Here is a 24,658-nt window from a genome sequence, read left to right on the forward strand (position 1 = left end):
CCGGCACCAGTGGCGTGCCGTTCAGCGGCAGCGTCACCAGCCTGGCAGCAGTGGACGGCAATGTGAGCGGTATCGATGGCGCTGACACCCTTCGGCTGGCCACTGCCCTGAAGAACAGCGGCGGCGGCGGCGCTTACGACGTCAGCACCAGCATCACGCTGCCCGCAGGGCTGTCGTTTGCAGGCGGCAGCCTGGGTGCGGCCAACCTGCATATCTACCGAGGTGACGGCACCCTGCTGGTACAAGGCACCGACTACAGCGTCAACGGCAACACCATCACGTTCCTCGACGCCAACGGTCAGGCCACCTTGTTGGCCGGCCGCGCCGGCACCGCCGCCGACCTTTCCGGCAGCAACGTGGTGGTCATCACCTATGACGTGACCGTGGCCAATGCCATCCTCGCCTCCAGTACCCTGCAGAGCACTGCGGCACTGACCAACTACGCCAGCGTCGACGGCGGCCAGGACTTCACACCGACCGACCTGGTCGAGCTCGCCAGCCAGCAGGTTGCCGCCCCGGCCATCAGCAAGACCTACAAGGACGGCACCCTCAGCGAAGATGACTCCAGCGCCACGCACACCACGGGCAGCAACCTGGTGATCGGCGAAAGCATCACCTACGACATCGTGGTCACCTTGCCGGAAGGGGCCACGGGCAGCCTGCGCATCAATGACCTGATCCCCCCCGGGCTGCGCCTGGACCCGCGTTTCAATAGCAACCTGGGCTACGAAATAATCACCACCACGGCAGGCAGCGCGGCCTTGACGGCCAACTTCAATGGCGTGCTCAACGTCAACCCGGTGACCCTGGACGGCAGCGACGGCGCCGACCTGCTGCTGGTGTTCGGCAGCGCCGGGAGCACAGCCGACAACATCATTGGCAACAACAGTTTCGTCATCCGCCTGGTGCTGGTGGCCAGCAACGTGGCCGGCAACCAGCAAGGCACCACACTCAACAACGGCGCGCAGCTGGTCTACAGCGACCCAGACGGCGACACGCCCAATGGCGCCACTGCGGTGGACCGTAGCATCAGCAGTGCCCAGCAACCTGGCGTGGCCATCGTCGAACCCACCCTGAGCGTCACCCAGCAGGTAACCTCGACCCCGACCTTCGGCGGATTCGACGAAGGCGATACCGTCACCTTCACCATCACCGTGGCCAACAACTCAGGCACTGATGCGTTCGACATCAGCCTGCTGGACGTGCTGCCGACCGAGATCGACAACCTGGTGATCAGCGGCACGATTCAGTACAACGGCGGGGCCAGCAACAACGGCGGCGTCGATTTCGTCATTCTCAACGGCCAACTGGTGACCGCCAATGGTGCCAACATCGACATTGCCAACGGCGGCAGCATCGTCATTACCCTGTCCGGCGTGGTCAACGCCACTGCCGCAGGCGAAGCAGCGATCCCCAACAATGTCGAGGTGCGCTGGAGCAGCCTGAACGGCACCAGTAACACCACCGACACCGTCAATGGCGAACGCAGCGGCGACGACGGCCGGCTCAATTCAGGCGCACTCAACGATTACCGCGTGCTGAGTGCCCTGCTGATCCCGGTCACCAATGGCATTCAGGTATCTCGCGTGGGCGGTGTGGCCGACACGCCCCCGGCCACCAACAGCGGCGGCGCTACCGACACCAGTGGTTTGCTGGAAACCGTGGTGGTCGGTGAAATCGTCCGTTACCGCGTGGCGGTGCTGGTGCCCACCGGCGACAACCCCGATTACCAGATCCGCATCGAACTGGCCGCGGGCCTGGAGTTCATACCCGCCGACCTCAACAATATCCTGATTGCCATGGTATCGAGCCAACTGGGCGGCCTTACCACGGACGCTACTGACCTGCTCAGCGGCGGTACGTTGTACATGACCGGCAACCAGGACAGCGATGTGGCACTGCCGATCCAGGCGGACCTCAGCGGCACGACACCGTCCGGCACTTTCGACGGCAACAATGGGCGGCTGGTGATCACCACCAACGCCGACGGCAGCCAGACCATCACCTTCAACCTCGGCAACCTGACCAATACCGAGGCCAACGACAGCGACATCGAGGGCGTGATCCTCGAGTTCAACGTGCGGGTCAGCAACGTAGCGGGCAACCAGGCCAGCAGCCAGCTGGGCATGACCGTGTTCGAACACGTGGGTGAAAACGGCGGTGTGGACCGGGGCCAGAGCGATACCGTGTTCGAGCGTATCGTCGAGCCCAGCTTTAGCAACCTGGACAAATCGGTCATCGACGTGACCCCGGGCAGCGGCACCACCGATGCCACAGTGTCGGTGAGTTTCACCCAGAACGGCGGTGCGCCGGCCTACAACACCCACCTGGCCGACCAGTTCCCCAGTGGCAGCAACTACCAGGTGCAGAGCATCCTCCTCAACGGCGTGGCACTGGACCTTGGCAACCTGCCCAGTGGGGTGACCTTCAGCGATGGCACGGCAATCGCCGTGGACTTCGCCCGGCTCGCGCCCAACGACTCGGTCCAGGTGATCTACACCGTCACCCTGCCCAACGTCACCATCGCCGACAACGCCGCCAGTGCCGCCGTACTGACCTGGACCAGCCTGCCCACCGACTTCGAAACCACCGGCTGGGGTGGCTCGCTCCCAGCAACAGCCGGTGGTGCTACCGGCGAGCGTACCGGGCAAGACGGCGCCACAGGGCTGAATAACTACATACTCAGCGAAGGTGCCGGCATGGGCGTGGTCCAAGGCACGCTATGGGACGACACCCGCAGCGCCACGGATAACGTCACCCCTGACGGCCCTGGCCTGGACGGCATCGGCGTCAGCCTGACCTGGGCCGGCGAGGATGGCGTGTTCGGCAGTGCCGATGACCGTACCTTCAACACCGTGACCGCCAGTGGCGGCCTCTATCAGTTTGCGCTGCTGCCTTCGGGCAGCTACCTCATCGCCGTGGCACAGGACCATCAGGCCAGTGCCAACAACAACTTCCATGTGCGCATCGATACCGACAGCGGCGCCGCAGCAGTCGGCCTGGGCAGCGTAGCTCTCACCCTCGCTGAAGGTTCGACAGGCACGGCCGATGCAGGCTATGTGCATGTGAACGAGGCGCCGATCAACACCGTCTCCGATCAGCGCGGCCAGGAAGACACGGTGTTGCACATCGGCGGCCTGGCCACCAGTGACGTGGATGTGAACGCAGGCACTGCCGATGGCGTCATGACCATCACCCTGACGGTAGTGCATGGGGTCATCTGGCAGGCCGCCACACCGCCTGCAGCCACTGCCACTCCCCCGGCCGGCGCGGGCCGCAGCCTGGTGCTCAGCGGCACCCTGGCCGAACTGAACGTACTGTTGAGCCAGCTCTATTACAAAGGCGACCAGGACTTCAATACCTTCCGCGACCGGGAAACCCTGACCATGGTCACCAATGACCAGGGCAACTTCGGCGATGCACCGCTAAACGGTGATGGCACCCCTGGGCAGAACCCCGCCGATGCGCTAACCGACACGGACGTGATGAATATCGTCATCGACCCGGTCAACGATGCACCGATCGCCAACGCCGACCTGGCCTCCGCCTTGGAAGCCGGTGGCCTGAACAACGCCGACCCGGGCGTGAACCCGACCGGTAATGTGCTGAGCAATGATACCGACGTCGATATCCAGACCAACAACGACGTGCTCACCGTAACCCGTATCGCCAACACCACCACGCCCGGTGGCGTGGCAGTCGCGGCCAACGGGGTCACCACCTTGCAGGGGTTGTATGGCACCCTGTCGATTACCGCCAGCGGCGGTTTCCAGTACATCGTCGACAACGACAATCCTGCGGTGCAGGCGCTGCGCACGGCGGGCAACTTCATCAGCGAGTCTTTCAATTATGACATCGTCGACAGCGGCGGCCTGACCAGCAGCGCCGTGCTGCAAATAGATATTCATGGCGCCAACGACACTCCCGTGGCACAGGGCGATGCCGCCGCCGCCCTCGAGGCCGGCGGTACCAACAACGGCACGCCCGGCCAAGACGCCACCGGCAATGTGCTGGACAACGACACTGACGTGGATGCCGTGGCGCTGGGCGAAACCAAACAGCTCAGCGCAGTACGCTACGACGGCCCGGGCGGCGGTCGGATCATCCCGGTTGCCAGCGGCCAGTCCACCAGCGTGCCGGCGACCTTCGGCACCTTGACCATCAACGCCGACGGCAGCTATCGGTATGTCATCGACAACGGCAACGCCGCCGTGCAGGCGCTCTCCCCCGGCCAGACACTGGTCGAGCAGTTCACTTACCAGATGGCCGATGCCGGTGGCTTGAGTTCCATAAGCGTGCTGGTGATCACCGTCCAGGGCGCCAACGATGCCCCGGTGGCCGTGGACGATCGGGGCAGTGCCAGTGCAGGGGCCAGCGACAGCAGCCCGGCGCCGGTCAATGCCGCGGGCAACGTGATCACCGGCACTGGTGGCGTGGGTGCCGATACCGACGTTGATAATGTGGACCAGCCACCCGCCACCCAGCTCAAGGTCGACGGTGTGCGCAGCGGGCTGGAAAGTGCAGGTGGCGCGCTCGCCCCGGTGGCCAGCGGCGCTCCCGCCGCCATCACCGGCACGGTGGCACGTTTGGCCGACAACAGCCTGATCAATGGCAACTTCGGCCAGCTCACCCTCAACGATGACGGCACCTACAGCTTCGTGGTCAACAGCGCCGACCCCACCATCCGCGCACTGGCCGCCGGGCAAAGCCTGAATGTGATCTTCACTTATCAGGTCCAGGACAGTGGCGGGCTTACCGACCAGGCGCAGTTGGTGATCACGGTAACCGGGGTCAACGACCCGCCCGTGGTCAGCCCGGTCAGCGTCGATGCGATCGAGGCAGGCGGGCTGAACAATGCAAGTCCCGGCCTGGACCCGAGCGGCAGCATCCGTGCAGCGTACAACGACCCGGACGGCGACGCCCTGACCATCAGCGGCGTAATCAGCCCGAATGGCATCAACGGCGCGCCTGGCCAGGCCCTTGCCGGCAACTATGGCAGCCTGGTGCTCGATGCCCAAGGCAACTACCGCTATGTGGTGGACAACGGCAACAGCGCGGTGCAGGCGCTGCGCAGTGATGCTGACAGGCTGACCGAGGTCTTCCAGTACAGCGTCAGCGATGGCAACGGCAAGGTCGTCACGGCCACCTTCACCGTGGTCATCCATGGCCGCAACGACACCCCGATCGCGGCCAACGACAACGCCATTGCCATCGAAGCCGGTGGTAGCAACAACGCTACACCAGGGCAACCAGGCAGCGGCAACGCCCTTGGCAACGACAGCGATGTGGACGCAGGCGACAGCAAGAAGGTCGATGGCATTTACCTGGGCACCCTTGCAGCCGGCGGTACGTTCATCCAGGTCAACGCCGGCACGACCGTGGTGGCCGGCGCCTATGGCACGCTGAGCATCGATGCCAATGGCAACTACATTTACACCGTCAATGACAGCCTGGCTGCCGTGCAAGCACTCAAGGCCGGTGAGCAACTGCGCGAAACCTTCGTTTACCGCATGCATGACACTGCCGGTGCCAGCGCCCAGGCGCAGATCAACATCACCGTCGAAGGCCGCTACGATACCCCGGTGGCCCGCGACGACCTCGCCTACGCGGTAGCGGTGGACGACGATGGCACGGGTGGGCGCAACCCCACCGGCAATGTGCTGAACAACGACACCGACGTGGATGCCAACGATACCAAGGCAGTCACCGCCGTGGGCGTGGGCGCCGAAAGCAGCAACCCTGGCCTCGACCCACTGGTCGACAGCGCGAACGTCACCACACGCTATGGCACCCTGACCCTCAACGCCGACGGCAGCTACCGCTTCGTGGTCAACTCCAACGATCCCGACATCATTGCCCTCGGCGCGCTGGGCTTTGTCATCCAGCGCTACACCTATCAGGTTACCGACGCTGGGGGGCTGAGCGACACCGCAACGCTGACCATTCTCATCCGCGGTGAGAACCAGCCGCCTGTTGCCGGCCCCGACCAGGGCCAGGCGGTCGAGGCCGGCGGCATGGACAACAACATCCCGGGCAGCGACCCCAGCGGCAACGTGATGGACAACGACAGCGACCCGGACGCCGTCAACATCCTGTTCCCGGAAATCCTCGAGGTGCTGGCGTTCTGGACTGGTGACGGCCCGCTGCCAGACAACGCCAGCCTGGTCGGGCAAACCCTGCGCGGCCAGTATGGCGACCTTACATTGAATGGCGACGGCAGTTGGAGCTACGTTCTGGACAACAGCCTGCAGGCAGTGCAAGCACTGCGCGTGAGCGGCCAGACCGTGGTGGACAATTTCACGTACTTGCTGGCAGATGTCTGGGGCGGTACCACCAACAGCCTGCTGACCATCACCATCGACGGGCGCAACGACTACCCTGCGGCCAACGATGACACCGCCAGCGCGGTGGAAGCTGGCGGCGTGAACAATGGTACGGCGGGCGTCGACCCCAATGGCAATGTGCTGGACAACGACACCGATGTCGACGGCACGCAGTACGGCGAGACGAAGACAGTGGTGCAGTACACCGGCGAAAACGGCAACACCGCAGTCGCCGGCCAGGTGCTGCAGGGCCTGTACGGCACACTCCTGATCAATGCAGACGGCAGCTACCGGTACGTCGTCGACAACAGCAACCCGACCGTGCAGGCCATGCGCAGCGCAGGCCAGACGCTGCGGGAAGTGTTCACCTACCGCATGCGCGATACCGCCGGTGTGACCTCGGACGCGCGCTTGAGCGTGACTGTGCAGGGCGCCAACGACAACCCGGTGGCCCGCGACGATGCCAATGCGGCCAGCGACCAGGTACCGGCACCGCACACCAGCGGCAACGTGCTGCCCAATGACAGCGATGTGGATGCCGGCGACGGGCTGACCGTGACCGGCATCCGTGCCGGGCAAGAGTCCGGCGCCGGTACGGCCGGCGTCATCGGCCGCCCCATCGCCGGCCAGTACGGCACCCTGGTGCTCAATGCCGACGGCAGCTACACCTACACCATCGACCTGAGCAATCCCGACGTGCTGGCGGCTGCGGGCCTTGGGCAAGTACTCAAGGACTACTTCACCTACACCCTCAGCGACCTGACGGGCGCGACCGACCTGGCTGAACTGGTCATCACGCTGGACATTTCCAGCCCATTCATCCCCGCAGGCCCCCATCTGGACCGTGACGGCAGCGACAGCCTGATAGGCCAGCCGCTGCCGGATGTCAACCCGGCGATCTTCGTCGCACCAGTGGTCGAACGGATCGACGAAAGCCTGACCCTGTCCGCCTGGAGCGCCGATGGCAGTGATGTGCGCCTGTTCGCCACGCCAGAAATCGAAAGCCAGTCGCTCGGCAGCCAGCTCGGCCAAGTCAACGGGCAATTCGTTGCCAGCGCAGTCTCGCAAAGCCGGCGCGCCAGCGCCGAGGACCAGAACTGGATCGACGGCCGCCACGGCGTCATCAGCCTCACCGCAGACGGCCTTTTGCCCGACCCTTCGGTATGGGCAACGGTGGAAGCCGACATGGTGGCGCAACCGGATAAAAGCTCACAGCCAGCGCAGGGCTTTCGTGCGCAATTGCGAGAAGCCGCGCAGCGTCGCGGCAGCGTTGCCCCCTGACGCCGATACATACACGGATGGACCAAGGACAGCCTATGCCCGTATCGAACTTTAAAGCCCTGAGCACTTTCACTGCATTCAGCGTTCTGCTCAGCGCCTGCTCGGCCTTCGAACCCAAGCCCTACACCGAGGACCAGATGCGCCAGCGGGTGATCGAAGACCAGGCCCGCATGTACAAGGAGCAGGAGCCCGTCAATGGACCAATCAGCTTCTACGAGGCCTCGGCGCGCGCCCTCAAGTACAACCTCGACTACCGCCTGAAACTGCTGGAAAGCGCGCTGGCATCGGACCTGCGCGATGTCTCCAGCCACGAGATGCTGCCGCGTCTGGTAGCCTCCGCTGGCTATGCCGGGCGCAACAATGATTCCGGTGGCACATCGATCGGCATCGAGGACCGCCAGGTCAGCTTGCGTCCGTCCACCTCCGAAGAACGTTACCGCACCCTTTACAGCCTTGGGCTGTCGTGGAGCCTGCTGGACTTCGGGGTCGCCTACTTCCGCACGCAGCAGAAGAACGACCAGATGCTGATGGCCGAGGAGCGCCGTGAAAAGGTCGCGCAGAACGTGCTGCAGGATGTGCGCAACGCCTACTGGCGCGCCCTCGGCGCACAGCGTCTGCTGCCCGAGGTGGATGGCCTGCTGATGCGTACTCACCGCGCCCTGACCTCAGCCCGCGAAGCCGAAGGCAAAGGCCTGCTACCGCGCCAGGACATCCTGGCCTACCAGCGCGCCCTGCTCGATTCGGTGTACATGCTCACCGTGCGCCGCCAGGACCTTGAGTTTGCCCGCGCCGAGCTTGCCGCGCTGATGTCGCTGCCACCCAACACCCGCATGGTGCTGGCCGACGTCACCGAGCAGCCGCTGCCACTGCTGACCAGCAACGTCGAACAGCTGGAGCGTCTGTCCCTGGAGCGCCGCCCGGAAATCATGGAGGAGTGGTATCGCAAACGCGTCAGCATGAACGATCTGAAGATCGCCAAGGCACAGCTGTGGCCAAACGTGAGTTTCAACTACGGCTACGAGTACGACTCCAACAAATACCTGTACAACAGTGACTGGAACCAGACCGGCATCAACGTCTCGATGAACCTGCTGCGCCTGCTGCAGTACCCGGACATCACTGCGGCGGAAAAAAGCCAGGAAAAAACCGATGACATGCGCCGCACAGCGCTGTCCATGGCGATTCTCACCCAGGTCCGCGTCGGCCTGCTGCGCTACCAGCTGGCGCGTCAGGAAGTGGAGTTTGCCGACGAAAGCCTGCGCGTTGACCAGAGCCTGCTCAACTACGCGCAGTCATCGCGCAACGCAGCACTGGGCAGCGAGCTGGAACTGATCCGCGCCGAGGGCCGGCTGCTGCTTTCGCGCTATCAGCGCGAGGCTGCCTACTCCGATGCCCAGGCTGCCTGGGGGCGGCTGTACAACTCGATCGGCTTCCAGGTCATGCCCAAGGAAATCGAGCAACATGACGTGAAGACGCTGGCGCAGGAGATTCAACGAACGGTCGAGCAACAGACGCGGGACAATCTGTTGGCGGCAGGCAAGTAGACGGCACACCGGTACCGCATGAACAAATCTTCATAGTGGCTGTGAGCGCCCGTGTTGCGGGATGAAACGCCGGATGCCCGGTTTTGCGCATCGCACCTGTCTTGAGGCGCGCCCCCGGCACGCGTAGCATCGCCGCCCCGCATCCTTGTGGGAGCCGGCTTGCCGGCGATTCGAGTGCATGGCACTCGTCTACATCCATGTTGGCTGGCCTGGCGTAGTCGCCGGCAGGCCGGCTCCCACAGGTTTGCGTTCAACCGACACACCACCGCCCATGCCCCAACCGATCCCCCTCAAGGACCACGAAAAGGAAAAGCACCTGGTCAACCGCCGGCTCCTGGCTTGCGCTGCCCTGGTCTTCAGCCTGGTCGCCGTGCTGATCGGCCGTCTCTACGTGCTGCAAGTGCTGCAACACGACCAGCAAAGCGCGGTATCGGAAAACAACCGCGTACACGTACTGCCCATCGCCCCCGAGCGCGGGCTGATCTACGACCGCAACGGTGTGGTGCTGGCCGACAATAAGCCCAGTTTCGACCTGACCATGACCCGTGAGCGCGCCGGCGATTCGGCCAAGGTGCTCGACACCCTGACCCAGGTCCTGAGCTTGGGCGAGGATGACCGCAAGCAGTTCGACAAGGACCTGCGCCGTGGACGCAAGCCGTTTGAACCGGTCACCCTGATGGTTGGCCTGACCGAGGAGCAGATCGCCCTGGTAGCGGTCAACCAGTTCCGCCTGCCGGGCCTGGATGTAGAACCGCAGTTCATCCGTGAATACCCGCTGGCCGAGCACTTCGCCCATTCGGTCGGCTACGTCGGGCGGATCAACGAAAAGGAAGCCAAGACCCTCGACAGCACCGAGTATCGCGGCAACCAATCGATCGGCAAGACCGGTATCGAACACTTCTACGAAAGCCAGCTGCACGGCCACGTCGGCTACGAGGAGGTCGAGACCAATGCCCAGGGCCGGGTGATGCGCGTGCTCAAGCACCAGGCCCCTACACCAGGCGAAGACATTGTGCTGAGCCTCGACGCCCACCTGCAAGTGGCTGCAGAAAAAGCCTTGGGCGACCGCCGTGGGGCGGTGGTGGTGCTCGACCCGGCCAACGGCGACGTGCTGGCGATGGTCAGCAACCCCAGTTTCGATCCCAACCTATTCGTCAAGGGCATCAGCTTCAAACAGTACGCGGCCCTGCGCGATTCCATCGACCGGCCGCTGTTCAACCGCGTGCTGCGCGGGCTGTATGCACCGGGGTCGACGATCAAGCCGGAAGTGGCCATCGCCGGCCTCGACAGTGGCGTGATCACCCCCGGCAGCCGGGTGTTCGACCCCGGGTACTACGAGCTGCCCAACTACGAACACAAGTATCGTAACTGGAACCGCAGCGGCGATGGCTGGGTGGACATGTACACCGCCATCATGCGCTCCAACGACACCTACTTCTACGACCTGGCGCACAAACTCGGCATCGACCGCCTGCACGACTACATGGCCGAATTCGGCCTCGGCCATAAGGTCTCGCTGGACATGAATGAAGAAGCTTCGGGGTTGATGCCGTCTGCCCAGTGGAAACGCGCCACCCGCCGCCAGGCCTGGTACCCCGGCGAAACGCTGATCCTGGGCATCGGCCAGGGCTACATGCAGGTCACCCCGCTACAACTGGCCCAGGCCACCAGCCTGCTGGCCAGCAAGGGCGTTTGGCACCGCCCGCACCTGGCCATGACCGTGGGGGGTGAAACCCCGGTGGACCCGAACCCGATGCCCGACATCGTGCTGCACGACCGGCATGCCTGGGACCAGGTCAGCCAGGGCATGCAGATGGTCATGCACGACCCGCGCGGCATTGCCCGCGCCGCCGCCGCCGGCGCCCAATACCGCATCGCCGGCAAGAGCGGCACCGCGCAGGTGGTGGCGATCAAGCAGGGGGAGCGCTACAACCGCAACAAGACCCTGGAGCGCCACCGTGACAACGCCCTGTTCGTCGGCTTTGCACCTGCCGAGCACCCGAGCGTGGTGGTGGCCGTGATGATCGAGAACGGCGAGGCCGGCGGCAGGGTGGCCGGGCCGGTCGTGCGCGAGGTGATGGATGCTTACCTGCTGGATGACCAAGGGCACCTGAAACCGCAGTATGCCGGTGGTGCAGTGCTCAAGCAGGCTCCGCACACCTGAGGCAGCCCGACAGCTTAGCGCTGGCACGCCCATGGTCACATTTCGGTCACGCCACTGTCGTAATCTGCCGGGCAACTCTGTGCCAAAGGTCGCCCGGCATGCTCCGTCTGTTGCTCTTGCTGCTTCCCCTGCTCCCCCTGACGGCCGTGGCCGAGCCTGTGCAGCTGCGCGTGCAAGGTTCCAACACCATCGGCGCGGCCCTGCTGCCTGCGCTGGTGCAGGGGCATCTTTGGGCACAGCAGGCAACGGCGATCGAGCAACGGCCAGGCGCTGTGGCAAACGAGACCGTGGTAACCGCCGTTGACGCCCAGGGCCAGCCTCTACGCATCGACATCGCGGCGCACGGCTCGAGCACCGGCTTTATCGCGCTTGGCCGTGGCGAGGCCGACCTGGCCGCAGCGTCTCGCCCCATCAACGATGCCGAGGTGCGCCAGCTCAAGGCGCTGGGTAACTTGCGTGCAGCCGGTGCCGAGCAAGTGATCGGTCTGGATGGTGTTGCAGTGTTCGTCCACCCCGATAATCCCCTGCCACAGCTCACCACCGAACAATTGGCACACATCTTCTCGGGGCGGATCCAGTATTGGGAGCAACTGGGCTTGGCAGGCGGCCCGATACACCTCTATGCACGCGACGACCGCTCCGGTACCTTCGAGACCTTCAAGGCACTGGTGCTGGAACCGCACCGCAGTGAACTGGCCCAGCAGGCGCAGCGTTTCGAATCCAGTGATGAGTTGGCCGATCGGGTACGTACAGATCGCCAGGCCATCGGGTTCAGCAGCCTGGCAGCGGTGCACGGAGCCAAGGTGCTGGCGATCGCCGAAGGCGATGCGCCAGCCATGCTGCCGGACCGCCCGCTGGTGGCGAGCGAGGATTACCCCCTGTCACGCCGGCTGTACTTCTATTTGCCCGCCAACGCCAAACCCCGGGCCAGGGCCTTGGCAGAATTCGCCCAAAGCCCTGCCGGCCAGGCCATCGTCGCCGAGCAAGGGTTCGTCTCACAGCAGGTCAAGTCCCTGGCCGTACCGGCGCAGGTCGACATGCCGCCGCGCTACCGCAACTTGGCGCAGAAGGCCCAGCGCCTGAGCGTCAACTTCCGCTTCCAGGAAGGCAGTGCCAGCCTCGACAACAAAGCGCTGCGCGACATACAGCGCGTCGCCGACTACCTGCGCCAGGCCGGCAAGCTGCACAGCAAGGCGGTGCTGGTCGGCTTTGGCGACACCAAGGCAACACCGGGCCGTGCCGCCCTGCTCTCGCGCCTGCGAGCACAGGCGGTACGCCGTGAGCTGGCGCGCGATGGCGTCGAAGTGCTGGAGGTGACCGGCATGGGCGACGAGTTGCCGGTTGCGGGTAACGAGCTGGAACAGGGACGCTTGCGTAACCGCCGGGTGGAGGTTTGGGTGTACTGAGGCAGGCAGCCGCGCACAGGCTCAGGCAAAAATTTGTAACAGCGCGCCATTCGGCATCACGGGGAAATGGGTCTAGGCTCAAACCCATGTGATACCGGGCCCCTCTGACGGCTACCGCGCCGCCATGTCGGATCACTGTTGCCATGCAACGTCGACAATCAAGGAGGGGCTCATGACAGCTCTACACACATTTCTCACAACACCATTCCTCGGTACCAGCACCTGGTTGTGGCTGGTGTTCATGGCCATCGTCATCGGCCTGCTGGTACTCGACCTGGGCGTGCTGCACCGCAAAGAACGTGAAATCGAAATGCGCGAAAGCCTGCTGCTGTACGCGGGCTATTTCAGCGTGGGCGTGCTGTTCGGCGCGTGGGTCTGGTACCAACTGGGCGCGCAGTCGGCGCTTGAGTTCTACACCGGTTTTTTGGTCGAACAGTCCTTGTCGATGGACAACGTGTTCGTCATGGCGATGATTTTCGGTTTCTTCGCCATCCCCCGTCGTTACCAGCATCGGGTGCTGTTCTGGGGCATCCTGGGGGTGGTGTTCCTGCGTGCGATCATGATCGGCGTGGGCGCAACACTGGTGCAAAACTTTGAATGGGTGCTGTACATCTTCGGGGCATTCCTGCTGTTTACCGGGGTAAAAATGGCGTTTTCGAAAGAAGACAGCCACCCCGACCTGGCCAACAACCCGGTGCTCAAGTTTGTCAGGCGGCACATGCGCGTGACTGACCAGATTCACGGTTCACACTTCTTCGTGCGCCTCACCCCGCCAGGCGAGAGCAAGGCATTGCGCTATGCCACACCGCTGTTCCTGGCGCTGGTGCTGATCGAGCTGGCCGACCTGGTGTTTGCCGTCGACAGCGTGCCTGCAATCTTCGCCATCACGCAGGATCCGTTCATCGTCTACACCTCGAACATCTTTGCCATTCTTGGTTTGCGTTCACTGTACTTTGCCTTGTCGGCATTGATGCACCGCTTCGTTTACCTCAAGTACGCACTGGCGCTGGTGCTGATTTTCATCGGCTGCAAGATCTTCTACCACGGCATGGTGGGCAAGGTGCCGGCACTGCTGTCGCTGGGCGTGACGTTCGGGTTGTTGCTTGGTGGGGTGGTGGTGTCGCTGATCAAGACGCGTGGGCAAAAAGCGGTCATGGATGAAGCGCAGGGGGAACAGCCCCCATCCGCGCAGACCAAGAGCGCCAAAAAGGAAGAAGACCCGCAATTGCGGGTCTGACCTTCCCTCTCCCTGAAGTTTTGCTTACAAAGATACTCAAAAACAGTTCGTCGAGCGGGCCCTCACCGCCCGCTACGCAACATTTCCACCGGCACATACTTGCCGATCTCATACTTGCCAATCGCCGCCCGGTGCACCTCATCCGGCCCGTCAGCCAGGCGCAAGGTACGCTGCATCGCGTACATGTACGCCAGCGGGAAATCCCCACTCACCCCAGCCCCACCATGGAGCTGAATCGCACGGTCGATCACCTTCAATGCGACATTCGGCGCCACCACCTTGATCTGGGCGATCTCACTGCGCGCCACCTTGTTGCCGACCGTGTCCATCATGTACGCCGCCTTGAGGGTCAGCAGCCGCGCCATGTCGATTTCCATGCGTGAGTCAGCGATCTTGTCGACATTGCCGCCCAGCCGTGCCAGCGGCCGGCCGAAGGCGGTGCGCTCGACGGAGCGCCTGCACATCAGCTCCAGCGCCCGTTCGGCCATGCCCACCGAACGCATGCAGTGGTGAATACGGCCTGGGCCCAGGCGCCCCTGAGCGATCTCGAAGCCGCGCCCCTCACCAAGGATCACGTTTTCGTAGGGCACACGCACGTTCTCGAACAACACCTCGGCGTGGCCATGGGGTGCGTCGTCGTAGCCGAAGACGGGCAACGGCCGAACGATCCTCACCCCCGCTGCGTCGGTCGGCACCAGCACCATCGAGTGCTGCTGGTGGCGCGGGCCATCAGGATTGGACAGGCCCATGAAGATCATCACCTTGCAGCGCGGGTCGCAGGCCCCGGAGGTCCACCACTTGCGGCCGTTGATCACCCACTCATCACCGTCACGCACGGCAGTGGCGGCCATGTTGGTGGCGTCCGAGGAGGCCACGTCCGGTTCGGTCATGGCAAAAGCCGAGCGAATCTCGCCCCGCAGCAGAGGCTCCAGCCACTGGCGCTTCTGCGCCTCGCTGCCATAGCGCACCAGCACCTCCATGTTGCCGGTGTCCGGCGCCGAGCAGTTGAAGGGCTCCGGCCCCAGCAGCGAGCGGCCCATGATCTCGGCCAGGGGCGCGTATTCCAGGTTGCTCAGGCCGGCACCGTACTGCGACTCGGGCAGGAACAGGTTCCACAGGCCCTCGGCGCGGGCCTTGGCCTTGAGTTCTTCCATGATTGCGGTGGGCTGCCAGCGGTCACCCTCGGCGACCTGGCGCTCGAACACCGGTTCAGCGGGATAGACATGGGCATCCATGAACGCAGTGACGCGCTCGCGCAGAGCCTGGACCTTGGGTGAATAGGCGAAATCCATCGGGGCTACCTTCACGGTTCGAAGTACATGGGCAGAGCCTAGAGCAGTGCAACTCAATCCACCTAGTCTATTTTCTGCGTGTATAAACATTCATAACCGATATATGATCGGCCGATAATTCCAACAAAGAGCGGCGCCCATGAACCTCAGCAAGGTCGACCTGAACCTGTTCATCGTCTTCGATGCGATCTACACCGAAGCCAACCTGACCCGCGCCGGGCAGATCGTCGGTATTACCCAACCAGCGGTGTCAAACGCTCTCTCGCGCCTGCGCGAAACCTTCAACGACCCTTTGTTCGTGCGCACCGCCCAGGGCATGGTGCCCACCCCCATGGCGCAGAACATCATCGGCCCGGTGCGCAACGCGTTGGCGCTGCTGCGCACCTCGGTGCAGGAAAGCCGCATCTTCAACCCGCAGCAGGCCAACAAGACCTTCCGCATCAGCATGACCGACCTTACCGAAGCGGTGATCCTGCCCCCGCTGTTCCAGCGCCTGCGGCGGCTGGCGCCTGCGGTGTTGATCGAGAGCTTCCTGTGCAAGCGCCGCGAAACTACCAAGGAGCTGGCTGCAGGGCGCCTGGACTTCGCCGTCGACGCACCCTTGAACACAGATCCGCAGGTGCGCCATGTCAAGCTGATGCAGGACCGATACGTCTGCGCCCTGCGCCAGGGCCACCCGCTGGCCGACGCCAAACTCACCGTCGAGAGCTACCTGGGCATGACCCATATCCATATTTCCAGCCGTCGAAACGGCCTGGGTTATGTCGACTTGGCGCTGGGCAAGATGGGCGTGCAACGCAAGGTCGCCCTGCGCTCGCAACATTACCTGATGGCTTCACAGGTGCTGCAGCAGACAGACATGGCGATGACCGTGCCAGAACGGTTTGCCCGTCGCCACCAATTGCGCTACCAACCCTTGCCGGTGGAAGTGCCTGCGCTTGAGACGCACCTGTACTGGCACGAAAGCACCGACCAGGACCCGGCCAACCGCTGGATGCGCGAGCAGATCATCGAATTGTGCCAACGGGTGGTGGCGGAAGAAGAACGGGCGCCGGAACCCGTGTGATCACTCCTACACCCTCTAAATGGCCTACGATCAACCGCCTTTGGAGAATATTTTTCTACAAAAACTGGTAAATCACGAAATCAAGGGCAAAAATTTTCGCAGCGCCGAGGGTACGCTTGCTGTCAGGATCGCCGAACCCGCGGCGACAGCGACGGACCCACCGCCATGCCCAGCTCCCCACTCTATTTCGACTACGCCGCCACCACACCGGTAGACGAGCGCGTCATCGAAACCATGCTCACCTGCCTCGGCCGCCAGGTGAACTTCGCCAACCCCGCCTCCTCCGGTCACGCCTACGGCCAGAGCGCCCGCGATGCCGTCGAGCAAGCTCGCCAGCAAGTGGCCGACTGTGTCGGGGCGAGCGCGGAGGACCTGGTCTGGACATCGGGCGCCACCGAGTCCAACAACCTTGCACTCAAAGGCATCGCCCAGGGCATGGGCCAGCCAGGCCACCTGATTACCAGTCAGCTCGAGCACAAGGCCGTGCTCGATACCGTCAGCGAACTGGAGCGCCAAGGGTGGGCAGTCACCCGCCTGGCACCGGATGCTGCCGGCCTGATTCAGCCCTATGACGTACAAGCGGCCCTGCGCGACGATACCCGCCTGGTGTCACTGATGGCGGTCAACAACGAACTGGGCACCGTCACCGATTTCGCTGCCATTGGCGAACGCGTGCGCGCCCATGGCGCCCTGCTGCACGTAGATGCGGCCCAGGCGGTGGGCAAGCTGGCCATCGATTTGCGGGCGATGGCGGTAGACTTGATGTCGTTTTCTGCCCACAAGGTCTATGGGCCAAAAGGCATCGGTGCGCTGTATGTCGGGGCTCGCGCACGTGCCTTGATGCGTGCGCAGATTCACGGTGGTGGCCATGAGCGTGGGCTGCGCTCAGGCACCCTGCCTACCCATCAGATCGTTGGCATGGGCAGCGCCTTCGCCCTGGCCGGCCAGCCTGGCGACAGCGAGCACCAGCGCATCGAGCGGCTTGCCAGGCGGCTGCGCGAGGGGCTGCTGGCAGTGCCAGGGGTCAGTCTAAACGGCTGCGCCGACCAGCGCATTGCGCATACCTTGAACCTGTGTATCGATGCCCCGGGCTTCAACAGCATGGCGCTGGCCAGTGAGCTGGCGCTATCGACCACCTCGGCGTGCAATTCGGCGAGCCACGCGCCGTCGCATGTGCTGCTGGCGTTGGGGCTGGATGAGGCGCAGGCGCGCAAAAGCGTGCGCATGAGCATCGGGCGGTTTACCAGCGAAGCCGAGGTGGAAAAGGCGATCGAGGTGTTTGAACGCACAGTTGCGGGCGCTTCGCTGGCCTTGTGGTGAACCCGGGCTTTACCGCCTGCTGAACCGGCCTCTTTGCGGGCAGGGCCGCGAAGAGGCCGGTACTGACGACGCTTGCCTTAAAGGAAGGTAAATACCTTCGCAACCGGCAAGCGCGATTTGTTCAGCCCGGCATTGAAGTCCGACTCGCTGCGATAACCCAGGCTCAGCACCACCACACTGGTGTAGCCCTGCTCACGCAGGCCCAGTTCGGCATCCATGATCTTGCTGTCGAAACCTTCGATCGGCGTTGCGTCCAGGCCATGGGCGGCAGCGCCGAGCAACGCAGTGCCCAGGGCCAGGTAGGTCTGCTTCTCCATCCAGTGCTGCAGGTCTTTCTGATCGTAGCGGTGCAGGTTCACATAATGGCGACGGCTCTGGTTCTGGCCAGCACGGGCCTGATCATCACGAAAACGTCCGTCAGCCGCTTCCTGGTCGAGCACGGCGTCCAGGTGTGCTTCGGTCATGTCGGTGCGGGTGCAGAACACGATCACATGGGAAGCATCGAGGATCTTCGGCGTGTTGTAGGCAAAACCGTCCAGGGTGCTCTTGGCCAGACGTGCCTTGCCCTCGGCGCTGTCGGCCACGATGAAGTGCCATGGCTGCGAATTGACCGAGGATGGGCTGTGGCGCAGCTGCTCGAGCAAGGCGTCGATGGTGGCCTGAGGGATCTTGCGGGCAGCATCGTACGCCTTGGTGGTGTAGCGGCGCTTGGCCAGAGAAACGGTATCCATGTTGCAACTCCTTAAGCGGAACGGGACGTGTGGCGCATATTATCTTTCCTGCAAACCAGAAAAAGCGGCAAAATGCAGCAACACTTTCACCCATGGAGTGAAAATGCTCCGCATCGCCGACCTCGAACTGTTCGTGCGCAGCAGCGTACTGGGAAGTTTCACCGCCGCTGCCCACGAGGCAGACCTGCTGCCCGGGCAGGTCGCAGCCGCCATCAAACGCCTGGAGCGCGACCTGGACGTGCGCCTGTTCGCACGTACCACCCGCAGCCTGCGCCTGACGGCCGAGGGTGAGCTGTACCTGCCCACCGCGCTCAGCGTGCTGCAGAGCCTGCGCCAAGGCCGCGATAACCTGCACGGCGCGCACAGCACCCTGCGTGGGGTGCTGCAGGTGTCGGCGCCCTCGGACCTTGGCCGCAACATCCTGCTGCCGTGGTTGAGTGATTTTCGCCGTGAGCATCCTGAGCTGACCCTGCGGCTGCACCTGTCCGACCACGTTGCCGACCTGTTCCGCGACCCGGTGGACGTGGCCATACGCTATGGCCTGAACGAAGAAGCCAACTACATCGCCCTGCCCCTGGCACCGTGGAATCGCCGCGTGCTGGTGGCCTCGCCGGCCTACCTGGCGCGTCATGGGCGGCCGCAGGCGCTGGATGACTTGCAGCAGCACGCGTGCCTGCTTTACCTGCAACAGGGGCGAACCTACGACAAGTGGCGGCTGGGCAACCGTACCGTGCAGGTGAGCGGCCCGCTGTTCAGCGACGATGCCGATGTGGTGCGGCGCTGGGCCGTGCTCGGCGAGGGCATTGCCTACAAGTCGTGGCTGGATGTCAGCGCCAATGTGGCGACTGGCGAACTGGAAGTGCTGCTGCCGGAGCACCCGGGCGAACTGAGCCCGGTAACCTTGGTGTGCCCACACCGCAAGCAGCTGTCGCCTGCGGTATCGCAGTTGCACCTGTGGCTGCGGGAGCGTTTCGCGGCACAGCAGCCGCACTGAAGCCTGCGGTGCACAATTGTTCTAAACGCAGGTGGGGTTCTGCGTTAAGGTGAACTGCCCTACCCTCTGCAGCCTCGCCGCCATGCCCGACTGGATCGACCTCAAGCAAGACGCCGACACCGGCATCGAGTCGGTGCGTGCGCATTTCGTTGGCCACGCCTACGACCCGCACTGGCACGAGAGCTTTCTGGTCGGGGTCACCGAGCAGGGGGTGCAGCAGTTCAATTGCCGCCGTACACGCCATCACAGCACGCCCGGGCAGGTGTTCCTGCTCGAGCCTGGCGACATTCACGACGGCGATGCGCCAACGGCGGAAGGCTTTACCTATTCGACCCTGTACCTGGAGCCGACGTGGCTTGAGGCCGAGCTGCGCGTGCTGTTCGAGCAGGCGCCCAGTGACAGCCTGCCAAGCTTCGCCGATACGCTGTGCGATGATCGCCAGCTTGCCCGCGCAACTACCCTCGCCTTTCAGGCGGTGCATGGTGGCGAAATGCGCATCGTGCGGCAAACCGCCACCGATGACCTGCTCAGTTGCCTCACCGGCCACCTGCACTGGCGCAAGCGCTTGAACCCCGACCCGCGCCTGCCGCTGACGGCACAGCGGGCGCGCGACTTCCTGCATGCCCACCTCGACCAGGACATCGGCCTGGACGACCTGGCACTGGCCTGCGGCGTGGACCGCTTCCGCCTGACCCGTGCGTTCAAGGCCGCATTCGGCCTGGCGCCGCACGCCTATCTGATCCAGCTGCGCCTGGCCCGTGCCCGGCGTTTGCTTGCCCAAGGCCAGACACCGACCGAAGTGGCCATGGCGCTCGGCTTTGCTGACCAGAGCCACCTGGGGCGCTGGTTTCGCCGTGCCTACCGGCTCACCCCAGCGGACTACCGGCGCCGCTGCTCAAACCTTCCAGACTGACACGCAGCAATCGCCGAGCATGGTGCCCTGTTCAATAGGAGCCGTTCACCATGTCGCATTCGTTGTTGCCGTTCATGCTCTTCGCCCTGGTCGCCAGTATCAGCCCCGGGCCTACCAACCTGCTGATCCTTGCCCATGGCGCACGGCAGGGCCTGCGCGCAAGCGTGGCGCCGATCCTGGCGGGTTGCGGCGCGGCGGCAGCGGTCGTGTTGCTGGTCGGCCTAGGGCTTGGTGACTTGCTGGTGCGTCACCCGCTGGCCCAGCAGGTGATGAGCTGGACCGGAGTGCTGTGGTTGAGCTGGCTGGCGTGGCGCATTTTGCGCAGCGCTGGGCAGTCCCTGGATGTCAGCGCAGCCAAGCCTTTCGACGCCCTCAGCGCAGCGTCGCTGCAAGTGGTGAACCCGAAAGTGTGGATGATGGCAGTGGCGGTGATCGGCGTGTTTGCCGCGCCGTCGTTGCCGGTGTGGCAATTGGCACTGGTGTTTTTATTGATCGCCCTGCCGTGCATGACGGCCTGGGCACTGTTGGGGGTAGGCAGTGCGCGCTGGCTGCAGGCGCCGGGGCGATTGCTATGGTTCAACCGGGGGTTGGCGGGCATGTTGCTGGTGTCAGCCTGGGCTGCACTGCTTGGCTGAGTTGAAGGTGGGCTGTACCGGCCCTGTCGGCAGCTGCCGACGATAGGGCCGGTAACGTCAATCAATGACTCAGGGCCTCGCGAAAGCGCCGGGTACTGGCCATTGCCAGCAGCAAGCCGACCACCGCCACACTGCCGCCGGCCCACCCGACAGAGGCTACCCCCATCTGGCTGCTGACGATACTGCCCAGCAACGCCCCACCGCCAATGCCGATGTTATAGATGCCCGAGAACAGCGCCATCGCCACGTCCGTGGCATCGGACGCCAGCTTCAGGGTCTTGGACTGCAGCGACAGGCTGAAGCTCAGGATCGCGACTCCCCAGAACATGCTCAGCCCGGCAAACAGATAGAAGTTGCCAGCCAGCGGCAACAGCAGCAGCAGGCAAGCCGCCAGCAAGCCGATCGAGCCTACCAGCAGGCCATGCGGAAAGTGGTCGCTGTAGCGGCTGAACAGCACCGAGCCAAACACCCCTGCACCGCCGAACAGCAGCAGCAACAACGTGATGCGCTCACCACTGATCTGTGCCACCTGCAGGGCAAACGGCTCAATGTAGCTGTACGCCGTGAATTGCGCAGTGATCACCAGGGTCACCAACACATACGTGATCACCAGTGCAGGGCGTTTGAACAGGATCGGCAAGCTGCGCAGTGAACCGGAGTTCTGGCTAGGCAGCAGCGGCAGCGATTTCATCAGGCAAAGCATGGTGGCCAGCGCCACCCCGGCAATGCTGAGGAAGGTGACCCGCCAGCCCAGCGCCTCGCCCACCACGCGCCCCAGCGGGATGCCCAGGACCATTGCCAGGGTCGTACCGGTAGCCAGCAAGCCCAACGCTTTCGCCTGCTGGCCTGGCGGCGCCACACGCACCGCCAGCGAGGCGGTGATGGACCAGAACACGGCATGCGCCAGGGCGATGCCGATGCGGCTCAGCAGCAGCATGGCAAAACTTTGCGACAGCCACGACAGCAGGTGGCTGACCACGAACACCAAAAACACGAACAACAGCAGGCGCCGACGCTCGATGTTGCGCGTGAGCAGCATCATCGGCAGCGAGGCCAAGGCCACCACCCAGGCATAGATGGTCAGCATCAGGCCGACCTGAGCGGTGCTCATGTCGAAACTGCGGCCGATGTCGCTGAGCAGCGCCACCGGGACGAACTCAGTGGTGTTGAAGATGAAAGCCGCAAGGGCCAGGGCGATCACACTCAGCCAGCTGCCGCCACCGGTGGTTGGCGCAAGGTTGGTGGGGACAGGTCCGTTCATGGGGCGAATTCTATTCTCCGCAGGCAAGGCGAAAGGACGCGCGTCAGGGGCCAAGTATCGGCCGCGCTGAGGCACGGGTTTGTTATTGGAGGGAATGCCGGCATGGTACGCGTCAACAGCGCGCCTCACAACCAGACGCGCAGACGTGCGCAGGGGAATGGGCGCAGCCCCCAGACCAGATCGCCCATCTGGTCTGGGGGGCAACGCTTGGCTGGGATGGGTCAGCCCTGCAGCGTCGCCATGTCGATGACGAAACGGTACTTCACATCACCGGCGATCATGCGCTCGTAAGCCTGGTTGATATTGCGGATATCCAGCATCTCGATATCGCAACGGATATCGTGCTCGGCACAGAAATCCAGCACTTCCTGGGTCTGGGCGATACCACCAATCAGCGAGCCGGCCAGCACTCGGCGCTTCATCACCAGATTGGCTGCGTGCAGCGCCGGGTCGATCGGCTCGATCAGGCCCACCAGGATATGCACGCCATCGAACTTCAGGGTCTCCAGGTACGGGTTCAGGTCGTGCTGCACCGGAATGGTGTCGAGCAGGAAGTCGAAGCGGCCGGCAGCGGCGCGCATCTGCTCGGCATCAGTGGACACGATCACATGGTCGGCGCCTTGGCGACGGGCTTCCTCGGCCTTGGCCTGCGAGCGGGTGAACAGGGTCACTTCAGCGCCCAACGCCTTGGCCAGCTTGATACCCATGTGCCCCAGGCCGCCCATGCCAAGGATGCCGACCTTGTGGCCAGGGCCGACGCCATGGTGCTTGAGCGGCGAGTAGGTGGTGATACCGGCGCAGAGAATCGGCGCCGCGCTGGGCAGGTCCATCCCGGCCGGGATGCGCACCACAAAGTGCTCGCTGACCACGATGCTGCTGGAGTAACCGCCCATGGTATTGCTGCCATCGACCCGGTCCGGGGTGGCGTAGGTCATGGTCGGGCCTTCCAGGCAGTATTGCTCCAGGTCCTTGGCACAGGCCTCGCAGTGGCGGCAGGAATCGACCATGCAGCCAACGCCGACCAGGTCACCGACCTTGTGCGCCGATACCTTCTCGCCCACCGCAGTGACGCGGCCGACGATCTCGTGCCCGGGCATCAGCGGGTACACGGCAATGCCCCACTCATTGCGGGCCTGATGGATGTCGGAGTGGCAAACGCCACAGTAGAGGATCTCGATGGCGACATCGTCCGGGCGCGGGCTACGACGCTCGAAGGTCATGGGTGCCAAGGGGCTGGTCGGGGTTTGGGCGGCGTAGCCGATAGCAGTGTACATACAAGACCTCAGATGAAAGTGAAACGATTCAGGCGATACATTTTCCGCATCCTGGCCCCTTCCGCCCACAGCAGATCCTCCGAGGTGAATGCCTGATTCTCCGAACCTGGCCAGAGCCACCTGGCGCCAAGCCTCAAATCTGAGATGATGCAAGTGTCTGATTCTCTGCCCATGGTCCATCATGCAACTGACCCGCCACGTCGACGCCAACGCCACGCTGTGCGCCCTGATCCGCAGCCTGGCCACACGCCCGGGCTTCGTGCCCACTCATCTGCCACAGGTCCAGGTTTTGAGCTGGGACCATTACGTGGCCAGCAGCCCGCAGATCTACGAGCCCAGCCTGATGATCCTGGCCCAGGGCAGCAAGCTGGCGCGCCTTGGCCCGCGCACCCTGGAGTACGGCGCCGGGCATTACCTGGTGCAGGCGCTGTCGGTGCCGTTCATGTGCGAAACCTTCGCCACCGCCGAAGCGCCGTTGCTGGGCGTGGCAGTGGACATCGACCGTGGCGTGCTGGGTGAACTGGTACAGAGCATGGCCCTGTCGCCTGACCCCGCAGTGCAGGCGCAGACACCGCAGTCGATGACCTCGGCAGCGCTGGATGTGCCCATGCGCGAATGCGTCGAGCGGCTGTTACGCTGCCTGCAGGACCCGATAGACGCCAAGGTGCTCGGGCCGGCGCGGGTGCGCGAGGTTCTGTACACCGCACTGCGTGGGCCGCAGGCCGGGGTGTTGCGGGCGCTGGTCGAGCAGCAGGGGCACTTCGCGCGCATTGGCGCCGCCCTTGCTCACCTGCGTGAACATTACACCGAGCCGCTGAGCGTCGAGGCATTGGCTGCGCGGGCGAACATGAGCGTGTCGACCTTCCACGAGCACTTCAAGCGCTGCACCGACATGGCGCCGATGCAGTACCTCAAGCGCCTGCGGCTGCTCAAGGCGCAACAGATGCTGATCGGCGAAGGGCTGGGCGTGGCGCAGGCGGCGCACCGGGTGGGCTACCAGAGCACCTCACAGTTCAGCCGCGAGTACAAACGCCAGTTTGCCCGTAGCCCGGGGGATGAGCAGGCCTATCAGAGTTTGCCTGCCTGACTGTACGGGCGACAAGCGGGCCCAGCCAAGGCCGTCGACCAAGACATCGATACGCGCTGAAGCCCCGTCACGCTGTCAACGGCCACTGCGCCAGCGGCAGGTACTGGCCTTTGCGCGATTCGTAGAGCGC

15 protein-coding genes are annotated in these 24,658 nt (G+C 64.0%); 11 read left to right on the top strand and 4 right to left on the bottom strand.

The window, feature by feature from the left end; all coding sequences use genetic code 11:
- From BLX42_RS15115 to BLX42_RS15135, 5 genes are all read left to right on the top strand, one after another.
- Positions 1–7,604: VCBS domain-containing protein (locus BLX42_RS15115; protein WP_161872088.1), on the top strand; the 7,604-nt coding region annotated here is incomplete at its 5' end.
- Between the two features lie 35 nt (positions 7,605–7,639).
- Entirely contained in the window at positions 7,640–9,148 is a 1,509-nt protein-coding gene (locus tag BLX42_RS15120) for a TolC family protein (protein WP_161872089.1), read from the top strand.
- Positions 9,149–9,419: 271 nt separating this feature from the next.
- Positions 9,420–11,312, top strand: coding sequence for a penicillin-binding protein 2 (gene mrdA / locus BLX42_RS15125; protein WP_161872090.1), 1,893 nt, complete (start codon positions 9,420–9,422; stop codon positions 11,310–11,312).
- Positions 11,313–11,410: 98 nt separating this feature from the next.
- A complete protein-coding gene (locus BLX42_RS15130) occupies positions 11,411–12,718 on the top strand; it encodes a substrate-binding domain-containing protein (RefSeq protein WP_161872091.1) in 1,308 nt (435 codons plus the stop codon).
- Between the two features lie 172 nt (positions 12,719–12,890).
- Positions 12,891–13,955, top strand: coding sequence for a TerC family protein (locus tag BLX42_RS15135; protein WP_161872092.1), 1,065 nt, complete (start codon positions 12,891–12,893; stop codon positions 13,953–13,955).
- A 62-nt stretch (positions 13,956–14,017) separates the two neighbouring features.
- Here BLX42_RS15135 and BLX42_RS15140 read toward each other — a convergent pair whose 3' ends face one another.
- Complete coding sequence (locus tag BLX42_RS15140) at positions 14,018–15,247, bottom strand: acyl-CoA dehydrogenase (RefSeq protein ID WP_125923791.1); 1,230 nt, start codon at positions 15,245–15,247, stop codon at positions 14,018–14,020.
- A 139-nt stretch (positions 15,248–15,386) separates the two neighbouring features.
- Between BLX42_RS15140 and BLX42_RS15145 the strand changes: the two genes are divergently transcribed.
- Positions 15,387–16,313 carry a LysR family transcriptional regulator gene (locus BLX42_RS15145; RefSeq protein ID WP_046785795.1) on the top strand — a complete coding sequence of 309 codons (927 nt, stop codon included), beginning with the start codon at positions 15,387–15,389 and terminating at the stop codon, positions 16,311–16,313.
- A 165-nt stretch (positions 16,314–16,478) separates the two neighbouring features.
- A complete protein-coding gene (locus tag BLX42_RS15150; RefSeq protein ID WP_161872093.1) occupies positions 16,479–17,633 on the top strand; it encodes a cysteine desulfurase family protein in 1,155 nt (384 codons plus the stop codon).
- Positions 17,634–17,710: 77 nt separating this feature from the next.
- On the opposite strand, the gene nfsB is transcribed toward BLX42_RS15150, so the two are convergent.
- Positions 17,711–18,364, bottom strand: a complete 654-nt coding sequence (gene nfsB, locus BLX42_RS15155) for an oxygen-insensitive NAD(P)H nitroreductase (protein ID WP_115274503.1) — start codon at positions 18,362–18,364, stop codon at positions 17,711–17,713.
- 103 nt (positions 18,365–18,467) lie between these two features.
- On the opposite strand from nfsB, the gene BLX42_RS15160 reads away from it, so the two are divergent.
- The 3 genes from BLX42_RS15160 (at position 18,468) to BLX42_RS15170 (ending at position 20,906) form a co-directional block, all read left to right on the top strand.
- Positions 18,468–19,358, top strand: a complete 891-nt coding sequence (locus BLX42_RS15160) for a LysR family transcriptional regulator (protein WP_115274502.1) — start codon at positions 18,468–18,470, stop codon at positions 19,356–19,358.
- Between the two features lie 82 nt (positions 19,359–19,440).
- A complete protein-coding gene (locus BLX42_RS15165; RefSeq protein WP_046785791.1) occupies positions 19,441–20,271 on the top strand; it encodes an AraC family transcriptional regulator in 831 nt (276 codons plus the stop codon).
- 50 nt (positions 20,272–20,321) lie between these two features.
- Entirely contained in the window at positions 20,322–20,906 is a 585-nt protein-coding gene (locus BLX42_RS15170; RefSeq protein ID WP_161872094.1) for a LysE family translocator, read from the top strand.
- Positions 20,907–20,967: 61 nt separating this feature from the next.
- On the opposite strand, the gene BLX42_RS15175 is transcribed toward BLX42_RS15170, so the two are convergent.
- Positions 20,968–22,167: a sugar transporter gene (locus BLX42_RS15175; RefSeq protein ID WP_161872095.1), complete on the bottom strand. Its 1,200-nt coding sequence runs from the start codon at positions 22,165–22,167 to the stop codon at positions 20,968–20,970.
- 221 nt (positions 22,168–22,388) lie between these two features.
- Positions 22,389–23,441 carry a vanillin reductase gene (gene calA / locus BLX42_RS15180; RefSeq protein ID WP_125923797.1) on the bottom strand — a complete coding sequence of 351 codons (1,053 nt, stop codon included), beginning with the start codon at positions 23,439–23,441 and terminating at the stop codon, positions 22,389–22,391.
- Positions 23,442–23,622: 181 nt separating this feature from the next.
- Here calA and BLX42_RS15185 point away from each other — a divergent pair, with 181 nt between their 5' ends.
- On the top strand, positions 23,623–24,528 hold the full coding sequence (locus BLX42_RS15185; RefSeq protein ID WP_161872096.1) for an AraC family transcriptional regulator: 906 nt from the start codon (positions 23,623–23,625) through the stop codon (positions 24,526–24,528).
- The last annotated feature ends 130 nt before the right edge of the window (positions 24,529–24,658 follow it).

Source organism: Pseudomonas sp. SG-MS2 (genome assembly GCF_009933855.1).
GTDB classification, from domain to species: domain Bacteria; phylum Pseudomonadota; class Gammaproteobacteria; order Pseudomonadales; family Pseudomonadaceae; genus Aquipseudomonas; species Aquipseudomonas putida_E.

Coding starts and splice junctions, on each gene's coding strand:
- BLX42_RS15160 (WP_115274502.1), top strand. CDS start 18,468: ATGCTCCGCATCGCCGACCTCGAACTGTTCGTGCGCAGCAGCGTACTG.
- BLX42_RS15185 (WP_161872096.1), top strand. CDS start 23,623: ATGCAACTGACCCGCCACGTCGACGCCAACGCCACGCTGTGCGCCCTG.
- BLX42_RS15130 (WP_161872091.1), top strand. CDS start 11,411: ATGCTCCGTCTGTTGCTCTTGCTGCTTCCCCTGCTCCCCCTGACGGCC.
- BLX42_RS15165 (WP_046785791.1), top strand. CDS start 19,441: ATGCCCGACTGGATCGACCTCAAGCAAGACGCCGACACCGGCATCGAG.
- BLX42_RS15135 (WP_161872092.1), top strand. CDS start 12,891: ATGACAGCTCTACACACATTTCTCACAACACCATTCCTCGGTACCAGC.
- BLX42_RS15175 (WP_161872095.1), bottom strand. CDS start 22,167: ATGAACGGACCTGTCCCCACCAACCTTGCGCCAACCACCGGTGGCGGC.
- BLX42_RS15145 (WP_046785795.1), top strand. CDS start 15,387: ATGAACCTCAGCAAGGTCGACCTGAACCTGTTCATCGTCTTCGATGCG.
- calA (WP_125923797.1), bottom strand. CDS start 23,441: ATGTACACTGCTATCGGCTACGCCGCCCAAACCCCGACCAGCCCCTTG.
- BLX42_RS15140 (WP_125923791.1), bottom strand. CDS start 15,247: ATGGATTTCGCCTATTCACCCAAGGTCCAGGCTCTGCGCGAGCGCGTC.
- BLX42_RS15170 (WP_161872094.1), top strand. CDS start 20,322: ATGTCGCATTCGTTGTTGCCGTTCATGCTCTTCGCCCTGGTCGCCAGT.
- mrdA (WP_161872090.1), top strand. CDS start 9,420: ATGCCCCAACCGATCCCCCTCAAGGACCACGAAAAGGAAAAGCACCTG.
- BLX42_RS15120 (WP_161872089.1), top strand. CDS start 7,640: ATGCCCGTATCGAACTTTAAAGCCCTGAGCACTTTCACTGCATTCAGC.
- nfsB (WP_115274503.1), bottom strand. CDS start 18,364: ATGGATACCGTTTCTCTGGCCAAGCGCCGCTACACCACCAAGGCGTAC.
- BLX42_RS15150 (WP_161872093.1), top strand. CDS start 16,479: ATGCCCAGCTCCCCACTCTATTTCGACTACGCCGCCACCACACCGGTA.